Genomic DNA, 14,121 nt, shown 5'->3' with positions numbered 1-14,121 from the left:
GGCCCGCCACATCGGGCGGCAGGCCTCTGGCGTGCCTTGTGATTACTGGTTTGCCGAAACCTTGATGCCGAGCACGTCGGGAAGCGTGTTCGGGGCAGACTGCGCTGCCCCGATGATCATCGGGAACGGCACAGGGTTGGCCGGCTCGGCGGTCACCGTCAGGTTGCGCGGGTGATCGATGAAGGCGTTGACCGCTGCCGACAGGCTGTTCTGCAGCGTCGGAAGGTTCCACTGCGCCACGATCAGCGGCACCGAGCCCTTCACCATCATTGCCATCTGGTCGCCGGAAACGCCTTGGCTTTTGCCGGCGAAGGACAGCGCCCTGTTGGTGATGCCGGAATCGTCGAAGCGGACCTCGGCGCGGTTGAAGCTCAACTGCTGCAAGAGGCCGAAGATGGCGAACATCTGTGCCTGCTGGGCGGCTTCCTTGTTGGGATTGTTCTGCAGGGTGCGCGTTGTTTCCTGCACGGCTTTCATGAAGGCCGGTGTATAGCCGGAAATGGTGGCGGCGATGTTGAGGCGGCCGATATTGGCGAAGTCGAAGGCATACTCGCTGATGTCGAAGGTGCCGCTGGCGATTTCCCAGTCGCCCTGCATGGTGATCTTGCCGGCAATCTGCGTGAGGCCGAGGCTCTGCAGCGCTTCGCGCGTCTTGATGTCATCAATGCTGGAGAGGTCGGCCGCAATGCCATCGATGGTCCCGTCGAAGCTCAGGCCGGAATCGTCCTCGCTGCGCTCCATGGTCACCGAGATCTCGCTGATTGCCCAGACCTTCTGGCCCTCGACGGTGATCTGCATCGGCCCCATATGGGCCTCGCCGTAAAAAAGCATGGAATCGAGGGTGTCTCCGCTGGTGTCGCCGGGAACCACGACGTCGGATAGGTACATGTCGGAGGCGGAGATCTGTGCTTTCTCCTCGCTGAGGTTCACATTGGGAAAGGTGACCTTGTCGATCGCATAGGATCCGTTGGCTTCCTCGGTGACGCCGTCCAGCACCACGTCGCCAATGGTGAGACGCTCACCGCCGCCCTCGCCGACCGACAGGCCCTTCAGCGTGACACGCTGGCCGGACACGTCGATGCCGGTGACTGCCAGATTGCCCGCTTCCAGGTTGGCGGCGCGGGTGATCTTGTTGAGCAGGTCGGTGCCATCCAGTGCCCAGGCCGGTGCGGCAGCGAAGGCAAGCATACTGCCGGCAAGCAGAGTGCGGGTTGAGCGAAGCAGGGTCATGCAATCCTCCAGGCGGCCGTATGGCCAAAGTTTGTTCTGCAGCAGTTATAGGCTGACACCGTTAAAGGTCCACGGCCTTCGGATCATAAAAAATTGGCATGTGTGAGGATGAAAGCCCTTCATCCACAGGCGGTTCAGCGGCTTTTCTTGCTCGCAATTCGCCTTTCCGGTAGCAAGGAGGCATGGGACAGAACCTGACACCACCGCCCGGCGACGGCGACGACGACCATATCCTGCCGATCGATCTGAAGGCGGCGCTGGAAGAGCGTTACCTCGCCTATGCGCTCTCGACGATCATGCATCGCGCTCTGCCGGATGTGCGCGACGGCCTGAAGCCGGTGCACAGGCGCATCATCCACGCCATGAGCGAGATGGGCATCCGTCCGAACTCCGCCTTCAAGAAATGCGCGCGTATCGTTGGCGACGTCATCGGTAAGTTCCATCCGCACGGCGACCAGTCGGTCTATGATGCGCTGGTGCGTCTCGCCCAGGATTTCTCGCAGCGCTATCCGGTCGTCGACGGGCAGGGCAATTTCGGCAACATCGATGGCGACAGCGCTGCTGCCTATCGTTACACCGAAGCGCGCATGACCGAGGTTGCCGCCCTTCTGCTCGAAGGTGTCGACCAGGATGCGGTGGATTTCCGCCCCACCTACAACGAGGAAGACGAGGAGCCGACGGTTCTGCCGGGCGCCTTCCCGAATCTGCTGGCCAACGGCGCCTCCGGTATCGCGGTCGGCATGGCCACCTCCATTCCGCCGCACAATGCGCATGAACTCTGCGATGCCGCGCTGCATCTGATCCGCCATCCCGATGCCTCCATCGAGAAGCTCGTTGAATTCATTCCCGGCCCGGATATGCCGACGGGCGGCATCATCATCGACAGCCGTGAGCAGATCATCGACGCCTACCGGACCGGTCGCGGCGGTTTTCGCGTACGCGCAAAGTGGGAGACGGAGGATCTCGGCCGGGGCGGCTACCAGATCGTCATTTCCGAAATTCCCTATCAGGTCCAGAAGTCGCGCCTGATCGAGAAGATCGCCGAACTGCTGGTGGCCCGCAAGCTGCCGCTGCTCGAAGACATCCGTGACGAGTCGGCGGAAGATATCCGCATCGTGCTGGTGCCGAAGAGCCGCACGGTCGATGCCACGCTTCTGATGGAATCGCTGTTCCGCCTCACCGAGCTGGAAAGCCGCTTCCCGCTCAACATGAACGTGCTGTCCATGGGCCGCGTTCCCAAGGTCATGGCGCTGAATGAAGTTCTGCTCGAATGGCTGCAGCACCGCAAGGAGGTGCTGATCCGCCGCTCGCGCTTCCGGCTCGCTGCCATCGACCGGCGCCTGGAAATCCTGGGTGGCCTGCTGATTGCCTATCTCAACCTCGATGAGGTGATCCGCATCATCCGCGAGGAAGACGAGCCGAAGCCGGTCATGGTCGCCAAATGGGATTTGACCGAGGTCCAGGTCGAAGCCATCCTCAACATGCGCCTGCGCAATCTGCGCAAGCTGGAGGAATTCGAGATCCGCAAGGAATTCGACGAATTGAGCCAGGAAAAGGCCGATATCGAGGCTCTGCTCTCCTCCGACGACAAGCAGTGGAAGGTGATCGAGCACGAGATCCAGGATGTGCGGAAAAACTTTGCCAAGGGCCGCGGCAAGCCCTTTGCCCGCCTGACGCAGTTCGCCGAGGCACCGGACGCCGATGTGGAAGCCATCCAGCAGGCGATGATCGAGAAGGAACCGATCACGGTCATCATCTCGCAGAAGGGCTGGATCCGCGCACTGAAGGGCCATATCGCCGATACGTCCGGCCTCACCTTCAAGGAAGGCGACGGGCCGAAGCTCGCGTTCCCCGCCCAGACCACCGATAAGCTGTTGCTGGTTACCACTGGCGGCAAGGCCTATACGCTCGGCGCCGACAAGCTGCCGGGCGGGCGCGGCCATGGCGAACCGATCCGCATCATGGTCGACATGGAAAACGATCAGGATGTGCTGACCGCCTTCGTGCATGACCCGGCGCGCAAGCTGATCATCGCCTCCACCGCCGGCAACGGCTTCATCGTGGCGGAAAGCGAGATGATCGCCAATACCCGCAAGGGCAAGCAGATCATGAACGTGTCGATGCCGGACGAGACGAAGCTCCTCGTGCCCGTCAGCGGCGACCATGTGGCGATCGTCGGCGAGAACCGCAAGCTTCTGGTCTTCCCGCTGGCGCAACTGCCGGAAATGACCCGCGGCAAGGGCGTGCGCCTGCAGCGCTACAAGGATGGTGGCATTTCCGACATCAAGTGCTTCGCCATCGCTGACGGCCTGACTTGGGAAGACAGCGCCGGCCGCAGCTTCACCCGCAACAAGGACGAACTGGCCGAATGGCTGGCCGACCGCGCCACCGTCGGTCGCACCGTCCCGAAGGGTTTTCCGCGCAGCGGCAAGTTCAGCGGCTGACGTGATTTTGGCAAGACGGGCGCGCGACTTTGCCGTTGCAAGGGCGTGACACAGCAAGGGTCTATGCCAGCGGTTGCTCCGTGTTCACCGGATGGAGTTCCGGTGGTCACTCCCTTGCGAGCTTCTCCCGCGCGACATTGTATTTGCGCATGATCCATCGGGCCGCTTCAAGCTGCTGGTCAAAGGCGTCTTCGGCGGGCACCTCCGCCACGGACAGGTAGAGCCCGGTCTGGTCGAGATGGAGGTCGGCCGACTGGCCTTCGCTCAGTCCAAGGCGCCCGACGGCCTCCTGCGGCAGCGGCAAGACGAAGGTCTCACCTGATTTGCCGATGGTCACCTTGTATGCCATGGCCTCTCCTCCAGGATTGGGAGGCTGAGCATGGCGCAGATCTGCGCAGGCGACGAGAGGCGTGCCTGTGCGCACGTGTTGCATCAACGTTCGCTGTCGTCGGCTTCGCTGTAGCGTTCCCAGCCGCGCGGCGTCAGGTGTTCCTGCGGCTGGTAGCGGGTCTTGTAGTGCATCTTGGCGGAGCCGCGCACCCAGTAGCCGAGATAGACATGCGGCAGGCCCATCTGGTGGGTACGGGCAATGTGGTCGAGGATCATGAAGGTGCCGAGCGAGCGGCGGTCGAGCTTCGGGTTGAAGAACGAATAGACCATCGACAGGCCATCGCTCATCAGGTCCGTCAGCGCCACGCCAACCAGTTCGCCCTTGGGCTGGTCGCCGAGCCCGGCGCCCGGCACGCGCTTGCGGTATTCTATGAGGCGGGTGTTCACATGCGTGTCCTCCACCATGATCGCATAGTCGAGCGCCGACATGTCGGACATGCCGCCGCGCGGGTGGCGATCGTCCAGATAGCGGCGAAACAGCGCGAACTGTTCGGTGGAGGGCTGGGCCGGCAGCATGGTGCCGACGAGATCGCTGTTGACGGCGATCAGCTTGCGCATGGTGCGGTTGGGCACGAATTCATTGGCCAGGATGCGCACGGACACGCAGGCGCGGCAGCCTTCGCAGGCGGGGCGATAGGCGATGTTCTGCGAGCGGCGGAAGCCGCCTTGTGTCAGAAGGTCGTTCATCTCCGTTGCACGCTGGCCAACCAGATGGGTGAAGACCTTTCGCTCCATCTCGCCGGGAAGGTAGGGACATGCTGCCGGGGCTGTCAGATAAAACTGCGGAGAGGGCGTCGCCTGTGTATTCATCCGCGCAAATTGACCTTCGTTGCAAGACTTGCCGCTGAAATGCGTGGGTTGCGCAACATGATTTGCGAGCGCCACGGCAATAGCATGGCGCAAGTTAGAAAAACGTCAACCTTCCGCGAAGGTCATCCGCACCGGGAAGAGGCCGATGCGGGGCAAACGACTGTTCAGTCTGCACGGGCGATCACGGTGCCGAGCAGGAGATCATGCACAAGACGCGATCGGTTGGTAAAGAGGCCAGCCAGCAGGATGAGCGGCGTCAGCACCGAGTTCAGGATCCAGAACAGCACCATGTGAACGATGGCGGTCAGGAAGTCGATGCGCCGGCCATCGAGCCGCAGCATCACGAGACCCATCATCCGCATGCCCGGAGAGGCCTGCGTGCGGCCGCCCAGGGTGAAACCGAAGTAGAGCAGGGCAACGATGACGAAGAGGGCCGAATACAGGAACCAGCCGAGACCGAGCGTGATGACGCCGAGGAAGAACACCACGACGGAAGCCGGTATGCACAGCAGCAGCACCATCACGTAATCAACGATAAAGGCAAACACGCGCCGGGACAGCACACCGCTATAGGCGCGCCAGTCATCCGGTGCGGCAATGATGGGGGAATTGTCCAGCGACATGGTTTTGGGCTCCGTTGTTCCACCCTGATATGGGAGCCTTCGGCCCCCTTCACAAGGTGGAAAGGCGAGGGGCGCGCTGGGCGCCCATACGATCCTGCCCGCCGGGGCTTCTTCAGGCGCTCTTCAGCTTGCGCGCCGCATCCACCGCGAAATAGGTGAGGATCCCGTCGCAGCCGGCCCGCTTGAAGCAGAGCAGCGTCTCCATCATGATCCGCTCGCCATCGATCCAGCCGTTCATGGCGGCTGCCTTGATCTGGGTGTATTCGCCGGAAACCTGATAGGCGAAGGTCGGCAGGCCGAAAGCGTCCTTCATGCGCCAGCAGATGTCGAGATAGGCAAGGCCGGGCTTCACCATCAGCATGTCGGCGCCTTCCTCCACGTCAAGTGCTGCGTCGCGCAGGGCCTCCGTGCCGTTGGCCGGGCTGATGTAATAACTGTTCTTGTCGCCCTTTAAGAGGCCGCCGGTGTTGATCGCCTCACGATAGGGGCCATAGAAGCCCGAGGAAAACTTCGTGGCATAGGACATGATGCCGACATCCTGGTGGCCGGCCGCGTCGAGCGCGCGGCGGATCGCGCCGATGCGCCCGTCCATCATTTCGGACGGCGCGATGATGTCGGCGCCGGCATCCGCCTGCATCACGGCAGCGCGTGCCACCTGGTCCACCGTCTCGTCGTTGACGATGATGCCGTCGCGCAAAATGCCATCATGGCCGTGGCTGGTGAACGGATCGAGCGCCACGTCGGTGATGAGGCCGATATTGGGCACGGCCGTCTTCACCGCGCGGGCGAACTGGTTGATCAGGTTGTCGCGCGCGAGAATTTCCGAGCCGGTCGGGTCGCGCTTGTCCATCTCCACGTCCGGAAAGGGGGCGATGGCGGGAATGCCGAGATCGGCTGCCTCGCGGATGGCTTCCACTGCCTTGTCGACGCTCATCCGGTTGACGCCCGGCATGGCGCGGATCGGATCGACAATGTTTTGACCGGGCACGATGAAGATCGGCCAGATCAGGTCGTCCACCGTGAGCCTGTTTTCCTGGGTCAGACGCCGCGTCCAGTCGGCCTTGCGGTTGCGACGCATGCGACGGTGGCCGGTGATCTCGTCCACAAGGTGGGTCTTGTCGTTCATGGCGGGCTCGCTTTCGTCAATTCCAGTCTTGCGGCTGGCTTATCATGCTGGTGCCCGCTTTGCGAAGAGGCAGGCTGCCGCAGGCAGAACGATCGCCCGCCTCGGCGGCCAGTGTGGCTAAGGCGGAGGCGCGGCTGGCCTGTCCTCCCCATCCAAACACACCCTCCCGGCTGGCGGGCGGCACGGAACCGGTCTATCTTCCGCGCCATGGACGCTGATTCACCCGCGACACCGAGGCTCAGTCTCACCGAGATCCTGTTCGTGGTCTTCCTCAGGTTGATCGCCGTGGTCTGCCTGTGGTTCGGCCTGCAATACTGGGGCATGCTCGTTGGCTATTCCTTCGAGGGGCGCGCCCGTTTCGACCTGCTCAACCTTCCCTGGCGTGCCGCGGCAGCCTCGCTTGCCGTTGTCTATCCGGTGGCAGCGCTCGGCTTGTGGCTGGCGGTGTCCTGGGGCCCGGTACTCTGGGCCATCGCCGCCGGCATCCAGCTCGGCATGTACGAGGTCTGGCCTGAAATCTTCGGCCGCAATCTCATCATCCCGCTGATGCACGCGCTCGTGGCGCTGCTTTACGTGGTCTTCCGGCTCGCCATCTGGCTCGATGAACGGCGCAAGCAGGAGGAACGGGTAAGGGTCGATTTACCCTGATTGCGACGGATTTTCCGTGTCTCCTGCCACCGAAATCTTGCGCAAGTCCTTGAAAAATATGGGCACATATTCGGGACGGGTTACGCTCCCGGGGTTTGTGCAAGCCGGTGGCTCAGCGGTTAAACCCTTGTTAGCCCTGTGTTTTAAGTCGAATTTTATGCGCATTCGATAGTGTCTCTCACAAGGCGGGAAAACAGACACCGCCAAACGAAACAGTGAGGCAGACATGTTGAACACCAAGATCAAGCCCCAGGCGCAGTCTGTGGCCGACGCCCAGGATGAAACGATCCGCAGCCTCTATATGGAGTCGCTGCATCTGGTCGAGCGACTGCATCGGCGACTGCTCGATGTCATCAAGGACGAGTTCGACCGCCAGGGTCGTGACGACGTCAACGCGGTGCAGGCCCTCCTGCTCTTCAATATCGGGACCTCCGAACTGACGGCCGGCGAGTTGCGCTCGCGTGGATACTACCTCGGTTCTAACGTTTCGTATAACGTCAAGAAACTGGTCGATCTCGGCTTCATCAACCATCAGCGTTCGCGCATCGACCGCCGCTCGGTCCGCATCAGCCTGACCAAGTCCGGCCAGGAGATCGCCGAGGTGGTTGCCAAGCTCTATGAGCGCCATATCGGCTCCATCGAAAAGGTCGGCGGCATCGGCGAGGGCGAATTCGCCCAGATGAACAAGCTGCTGCAGCGCCTCGACCGCTTCTGGAACGACTCCATCATGTACCGCCTCTGAAGAGTGCGCTCCTCCCGCGCTTTTCCTTCCCCATCGCCGCTGACTGATCCCAGAACCTCCAGTCGCGATCGGAACCGGATGCGTCCCCTGCGCATCCGGTTTTCGCGCTGTGTGCCCCGCCAGCGGCGCGCCGGCGATGAAGTCTTGCAACAGCAGGCAAAACTCACGTTGCAACACGCCGACGTGAGCGGCTTTGTGCTGACAAGATGTGGCCATATTGCTATGGGACCCGCCATATCTGGTTGTGGAATCTTCCGGCTTGCTTGACCGGCCGGCCCATCCCGCAGGCTGCGGGATGGAACATCGCCACAGGATGCTTTGTTAACCATATCCGTGTATGCACGCCTGATGTGTTTGCGGATAACGTGGATCGAATGATGTCGAAAAAGAGCGAATCCGAACTTCTGTCCCGCCGGACCGTGCTGCGGTCGGCTGCTTCCCTGGGGGCGGTTGCTCTCGCGGCGCCTGCTCTTGCGCAGGATGCGCTGCAGGAGATCATTTCGGCCCCGCAACGCGGCACCTGGGATGACCAGTTTGATGCCAATGCCGCCTCCCGCACGGCCGTTGAGGTTGTGTCCAACAATCCGGTGCTGGGTCCGGCCTCGCCGATGTATCTCCAGCAGGCGATCGCCACTTACCAGACCATTGTTGCGAATGGTGGCTGGCCGCAGGTGCAGCCCAGCCAGGCCGGCATCCGCATCGGTTCTGCCGAACCGGCCGTCCAGCAGCTGCGCCAGCGCCTGATGATCGCAGGCGACCTGCCGCGCTCGGCCGGCATGTCCAATTCCTTCGATTCCTACGTGGATGGCGCCGTCAAGCGCTTTCAGGCCCGTCACGGCCTGCCGGTCGATGGCGTGCTCGGCGATTACACGCTGAAAGCGATGAACATTCCGGCCCAGACCCGCCTCGGCCAGCTGGAAACCAATCTCGTCCGCATCCAGTCGATGTCGGGCGATCTCGGCGACCGGCATGTGATGGTCAACATTCCCGCTGCCTATATCGAGGCTGTCGAAAACGGCCGCGTCGTGCTGCGCAACACCGCCGTCGTCGGCCGCATCGACCGCCCGACGCACATGATCAATTCCAAGATTTACGAGGTCATCCTCAACCCGTACTGGACGGCGCCGCGCTCGATCATCGAGAAGGATATCGTGCCGCTGATGCGCAAGGACCCGACCTACCTGTCGCGCAACAACATCCGTCTGTTCGATGGCCGCGGTCAGGAAGTGGCGCCGGAAACCGTGGACTGGTTCGCCCCCAAGGCGCCGAACCTGATGTTCCGGCAGGACCCCGGCAAGAACAACGCCATGGCGTCGACCAAGATCAACTTCCACAATCCAAACAACGAATACATGCATGACACGCCCCAGCAGGGCCTGTTCAACAAGCTGATGCGCTTTGAATCCTCGGGCTGCGTGCGCGTGCAGAACGTCCGCGACCTCATCACCTGGCTGCTGCGCGACACGCCCGGCTGGTCGCGCCAGGAAATCGAGCGCGTCATCGCCTCGCGCCAGAACAACCCGATCAAGCTTGCGGTCGAAGTGCCGGTCTATTTCGTCTACATCACCGCCTGGTCGGCGAAGGACGGTGTCGTGCAGTTCCGCGACGACATCTACCTGCGTGACGGTGCGACCGAACTTGCGCTGCAGACCAAGACCGGTGTCGAGCAGAATGCCGGCCCGATCGATGACGACATGCTGCCGCGCAATTGAGCGGCAGGTTCAGCACATCGGCATGGCCGCCCCACCGGGCGGCCATTTTCATGATGGGCTAAAGACGCGCGACACAGGGGAGCACGCCGATGGACAAGAACGGGCCTCTGGAAAAGAACTGGACCGTGCTCCGCTCGGAGCGCGTGCTGAAGGATCGCTGGATCGACCTGCGTGCCGATCACTGCCAGACGCCGTCCGGTCGCGAGATCAGCCCCTATTACGTCCTCAGCTATGCCGACTGGGTGAACATCGTTGCGATCACCGAAGCCGACGAGGTGGTGATGGTGCGCCAGTATCGGCATGGCGTTGCCGCCTGGGTCACGGAACTGCCGGGCGGCGTTGCAGATCCCGAGGATCGGTCGCTGGCCGAGGCCGCAGCCCGCGAACTGCTGGAGGAAACCGGCTACCGCGTGGCGGCCGTTCCGGAGCCCGTCTCTTCGCTCTATGCCAATCCGGCCACCAACACCAACCGCGTCCACACTTTTCTGGCCCGCGGTGTGACCTTTGATCGGGCGCCGAACCAGGAGGCGGGTGAGGAGGGCATGAGCGTGCATCTTGCGCCGGTTGCCGAGGTGGTCGCCGGCCTGCGCTCGGGGGGCATTCTCCAGTCCATGCATGTGGCGGCTCTCAGTCTGGCGCTGATGGCGACCGGTCACATCCGGACCTGACACCGCCGGATTGGGGGCAGGAGACGGATGCGCGACCTCCTGACGCAGCGGAAAACCGCGGGAAAATGCGCGACGTAGCAATTTGGTCGCTGCCTCCCCCGGCAAATGTCGCTGCACGTATTGCCCTTGCCGGGGCGGGGGGATATGACGCCATCGCATCAGTTTCTTGCAGGAGCCCTGACATGTCGCATCGAGATGCATTCTTCTCCCGTCCGCTCTCCGAATCCGATCCGGAAATCTTTGGCGCCATCGAGAAGGAACTCGGTCGTCAGCGTCACGAGATCGAGCTGATCGCCTCGGAAAACATCGTCTCCCGCGCCGTGCTTGAAGCACAGGGCTCGATCATGACGAACAAGTATGCCGAGGGCTATCCGGGCAAGCGCTATTACGGCGGCTGCCAGTTCGTCGATATCGCGGAAGAACTCGCGATCGAACGCGCCAAGAAGCTGTTCGGCGTCAACTTCGCCAACGTCCAGCCGAATTCCGGTTCGCAGATGAACCAGGCCGTGTTCCTGGCGCTCTTGCAGCCGGGCGATACCTTCATGGGCCTCGACCTGAATTCCGGTGGTCACCTGACGCATGGTTCGCCGGTCAACATGTCCGGCAAGTGGTTCAATGTCGTCTCCTACGGCGTTCGCGAAGACGATCACCAGCTCGACATGGACGAGGTGGCCCGCAAGGCCGAAGAGCACAAGCCGAAGCTGATCATCGCCGGCGGCACGGCCTATTCGCGCATCTGGGACTGGAAGCGCTTCCGCGAGATCGCCGATTCGGTCGGCGCCTATCTGATGGTCGACATGGCCCATATCGCTGGCCTCGTTGCCGGTGGCGTGCATCCGTCGCCGTTCCCGCATTGCCATGTGGCCACCTCCACCACCCACAAGTCGCTGCGCGGCCCGCGCGGCGGCATGATCCTCACCAATGACGAGGATCTGGCGAAGAAGTTCAACTCGGCCGTCTTCCCCGGCCTGCAGGGCGGTCCGCTGATGCATGTGATCGCCGCCAAGGCTGTTGCCTTCGGCGAGGCGCTGCAGCCGGAATTCAAGGACTATGCCGCCCAGGTAGTGAAGAACGCCAAGACGCTGGCCGAGACGCTGATCAAGCACAATCTCGACATCGTCTCCGGCGGCACCGACAACCACCTGATGCTGGTCGACCTGCGCAAGAAGAATGCCACCGGCAAGCGCGCGGAAGCCGCTCTCGGCCGCGCCTACATCACCTGCAACAAGAACGGCATTCCGTTCGACCCCGAAAAGCCTTTCGTCACCTCCGGTGTTCGCCTCGGCACGCCGGCCGGGACGACGCGCGGCTTCAAGGAAGCCGAGTTCGCCGAAATCGGCAACCTGATCGTCGAGGTTCTCGATGGCCTGAAGGTCGCCAATTCGGATGAGGGCAATGCCGCCGTGGAAGCCGCCGTGCGCGAAAAGGTCGTGGCTCTCACCGACCGCTTCCCGATGTACCCCTACATGTAAGAGGCAATTTGGTCGATGCGCTGCCCCTATTGCGGTTCCGAAGACACACAGGTCAAGGACTCGCGTCCGGCGGAGGATTTCACCTCCATCCGCCGGCGGCGCATCTGCCCGGATTGCGGCGGGCGTTTCACCACCTTCGAGCGCGTGCAGCTGCGCGAGCTGACGGTGACCAAGAAGACCGGCCGCAAGGTGCCTTTCGATCGCAACAAGCTGGTGCGGTCCTTCCAGATCGCCCTGCGCAAGCGCCCGGTCGATGCCGATCGCATTGAGCGGGCGGTATCCGGCATCGTGCGCCGGCTCGAAAGCTCGGGCGAGAGCGAGATCTCTTCCGAGCAGATCGGCCTGCAGGTGCTGGAAGCGCTGAAGAGCCTCGATGACGTGGCCTTCGTCCGCTATGCCTCGGTCTACCGCGATTTTTCGCATGCCGAGGATTTCGAGAAGGTGATTGCCGAGATCAACGCGAAGATCGGCCGCGACTCGACGGCGGAGTCGTGATCCGATGGTCGTGACACCCGAGGACCGGCGCTTCATGGCGGCCGCCATCCGGCTGTCGCGCCGCCACACGGGTCTCACCGCCACCAACCCGTCCGTCGGCTGCCTGATCGTCAAGGATGGCGTGATCCTGGGCTCTGCCGTCACGGCGCGCGGCGGGCGTCCGCATGCGGAAACCCAGGCGCTGGACCTTGCGGGCGAGGGCGCGCGCGGCGCCACTGCCTATGTCACGCTCGAACCCTGCTCCCATTATGGCAGGACGCCCCCTTGCGCCAATGCGCTGGTCGCGGCCGGCATTGCCCGTGTCGTCGTCTGCCTCACCGATCCGGATCCGCGCGTCTCCGGCCGTGGCCTCACGATTTTGCGCGATGCGGGCATCGAGGTCGTCAGTGGCGTGCTGGAGGAGGGGCGTCGGGCGCTCGAAGCCTATCTCATGCGCCAGATGAAGGGCCGCCCGCATGTGACGCTGAAGCTTGCGGTTTCCGCGGATGGCATGATCGGCCGGCGCGATGCCGGGCAGGTGGCGATCACCGGTCCCGTATCGCGTGCGCAGGTGCATGCCTTGCGCGCTGAAATCGATGCGATCCTCGTCGGCATCGGGACAGCCATCGCCGACGATCCGGAACTGACGGTCAGGCTGCCGGGTCTGGAAGAGCGTTCGCCGGTCCGTATCGTGCTCGACCGCCAGCTGCGTCTGCCCCTGACATCGAAACTGGTGCGGAGCGCGAGGGACGTGCCGGTCATCGTCGTTGCGGCTGGCAGCGCAGAGGGGGATTTTGCTCCCGACGTTTTCATCTCGGATGAAAACCTCCGCCGCCAGCATCTCACGCAAGCCGGCGTCGAGATCCTCGCCGCGGACGACCTCTCGTCGCTCCTCACGCAACTGGCCGACCGCGGCCTGTCCTCGCTGCTGGTCGAGGGCGGTGCCTCCGTTGCCCGTGCCTTCCTCGATGCCGGACTGGTCGATCGCATCCTGCTGTTCCAGGGCGAAGGCGTGATCGGCGCCGATGGCATTGAATCGCCGGTAACGGCACACGATATCCCGAAGGCGTACAAACCGGTCCGCCGCATGCGGTTCGGCACCGACACCTGCTGTGATTACGAAAGGGAATTTGAATGTTTACGGGTATCGTGACGGATGTCGGCACCGTGTCCGACCTGGTGCCGCTCGATGAGGGTATCCGCCTGCGCATTGCCACCAGTTATGATCCCGCCACGATCGATATCGGTGCCTCCATTTCGCATGCCGGCGTCTGCCTCACGGTGACGAAGCTCTCCGAAAGCGACAGCAACATGCGCTGGTACGAGGTGGAAGCCTGGGAAGAGGCGCTGCGGCTGACGACGATCTCCTCCTGGAGCGTCGGCACCCGCGTCAACCTGGAGCGGGCGCTGAAGATCGGCGATGAACTCGGCGGTCACATTGTCTCCGGCCATGTGGATGGCAAGGCGGAAATCCTGTCCGTCACGCCGGAAGGCGAGGCCGTCCGCATCCGTCTGCGTGCACCGGTCGAGTTCGCACGGTTCGTGGCGCCGAAGGGATCGGTGGCGCTCGACGGCACCTCGCTCACCGTCAATGCCGTGGATGGCACGGATTTCGACATCCTGCTGATCCGCCACACGCTGGAGGTGACCTCCTGGGGCGAGCGCAAGGCCGGCGATTTCGTGAATTTTGAGGTGGATACCATGGCCCGCTATGCCGCGCGCCTGGCCGAGTTCCCGTCTGCCGTGAAGGCCGGTTGACCGGAGGCGTCCGGCCGGCTGCCG

14 protein-coding genes are annotated in these 14,121 nt (G+C 62.9%); 9 read left to right on the top strand and 5 right to left on the bottom strand.

Going from position 1 to position 14,121, the window contains the following annotated elements; all coding sequences use genetic code 11:
- Window positions 1-42 precede the first annotated feature (42 nt).
- Window positions 43-1,230: a hypothetical protein gene (locus tag F3H95_RS00730; RefSeq protein WP_149744595.1), complete on the bottom strand. Its 1,188-nt coding sequence runs from the start codon at window positions 1,228-1,230 to the stop codon at window positions 43-45.
- Window positions 1,231-1,412: 182 nt separating this feature from the next.
- On the opposite strand from F3H95_RS00730, the gene parC reads away from it, so the two are divergent.
- A complete protein-coding gene (gene parC, locus F3H95_RS00725) occupies window positions 1,413-3,674 on the top strand; it encodes a DNA topoisomerase IV subunit A (protein WP_143125526.1) in 2,262 nt (753 codons plus the stop codon).
- Window positions 3,675-3,780: 106 nt separating this feature from the next.
- On the opposite strand, the gene F3H95_RS00720 is transcribed toward parC, so the two are convergent.
- The 4 genes from F3H95_RS00720 to hemB form a co-directional block, all read right to left on the bottom strand.
- Entirely contained in the window at window positions 3,781-4,023 is a 243-nt protein-coding gene (locus F3H95_RS00720) for an AbrB family transcriptional regulator (RefSeq protein ID WP_149744594.1), read from the bottom strand.
- Between the two features lie 83 nt (window positions 4,024-4,106).
- Window positions 4,107-4,874, bottom strand: a complete 768-nt coding sequence (locus tag F3H95_RS00715; protein ID WP_149744593.1) for an arginyltransferase — start codon at window positions 4,872-4,874, stop codon at window positions 4,107-4,109.
- Window positions 4,875-5,038: 164 nt separating this feature from the next.
- The gene (locus F3H95_RS00710; RefSeq protein WP_143125524.1) at window positions 5,039-5,497 is read right to left on the bottom strand and encodes an RDD family protein; all 459 of its coding nucleotides are present in this window, start codon (window positions 5,495-5,497) and stop codon (window positions 5,039-5,041) included.
- 112 nt (window positions 5,498-5,609) lie between these two features.
- Window positions 5,610-6,623: a porphobilinogen synthase gene (gene hemB, locus F3H95_RS00705; protein WP_149744592.1), complete on the bottom strand. Its 1,014-nt coding sequence runs from the start codon at window positions 6,621-6,623 to the stop codon at window positions 5,610-5,612.
- 207 nt (window positions 6,624-6,830) lie between these two features.
- Here hemB and F3H95_RS00700 point away from each other — a divergent pair, with 207 nt between their 5' ends.
- From F3H95_RS00700 to F3H95_RS00665, 8 genes are all read left to right on the top strand, one after another.
- Window positions 6,831-7,271, top strand: coding sequence for a DUF6163 family protein (locus F3H95_RS00700; RefSeq protein WP_149744591.1), 441 nt, complete (start codon window positions 6,831-6,833; stop codon window positions 7,269-7,271).
- 229 nt (window positions 7,272-7,500) lie between these two features.
- A complete protein-coding gene (locus F3H95_RS00695) occupies window positions 7,501-8,013 on the top strand; it encodes a winged helix DNA-binding protein (RefSeq protein WP_185969839.1) in 513 nt (170 codons plus the stop codon).
- A gap of 377 nt (window positions 8,014-8,390) precedes the next feature.
- Window positions 8,391-9,725, top strand: coding sequence for a L,D-transpeptidase family protein (locus F3H95_RS00690; protein ID WP_143125520.1), 1,335 nt, complete (start codon window positions 8,391-8,393; stop codon window positions 9,723-9,725).
- 89 nt (window positions 9,726-9,814) lie between these two features.
- Window positions 9,815-10,393, top strand: coding sequence for an NUDIX hydrolase (locus tag F3H95_RS00685; protein ID WP_244617837.1), 579 nt, complete (start codon window positions 9,815-9,817; stop codon window positions 10,391-10,393).
- 182 nt (window positions 10,394-10,575) lie between these two features.
- The gene (gene glyA, locus F3H95_RS00680; RefSeq protein ID WP_143125519.1) at window positions 10,576-11,865 is read left to right on the top strand and encodes a serine hydroxymethyltransferase; all 1,290 of its coding nucleotides are present in this window, start codon (window positions 10,576-10,578) and stop codon (window positions 11,863-11,865) included.
- A gap of 15 nt (window positions 11,866-11,880) precedes the next feature.
- A complete protein-coding gene (gene nrdR, locus F3H95_RS00675; protein ID WP_143125518.1) occupies window positions 11,881-12,360 on the top strand; it encodes a transcriptional regulator NrdR in 480 nt (159 codons plus the stop codon).
- Window positions 12,361-12,364: 4 nt separating this feature from the next.
- Entirely contained in the window at window positions 12,365-13,492 is a 1,128-nt protein-coding gene (gene ribD, locus F3H95_RS00670; RefSeq protein WP_149744590.1) for a bifunctional diaminohydroxyphosphoribosylaminopyrimidine deaminase/5-amino-6-(5-phosphoribosylamino)uracil reductase RibD, read from the top strand.
- On the top strand, window positions 13,474-14,097 hold the full coding sequence (locus tag F3H95_RS00665) for a riboflavin synthase (RefSeq protein ID WP_149744589.1): 624 nt from the start codon (window positions 13,474-13,476) through the stop codon (window positions 14,095-14,097). The genes ribD and F3H95_RS00665 overlap by 19 nt, the downstream gene beginning before the upstream one ends.
- Window positions 14,098-14,121: the final 24 nt, after the last annotated feature.

The organism is Rhizobium sp. RU35A (assembly GCF_900156005.1).
Classification (GTDB): domain Bacteria; phylum Pseudomonadota; class Alphaproteobacteria; order Rhizobiales; family Rhizobiaceae; genus Neorhizobium; species Neorhizobium straminoryzae.
Note: the sequence above shows the minus strand (reverse complement) of the source record. Positions and strands in the feature narration are given on the sequence as shown.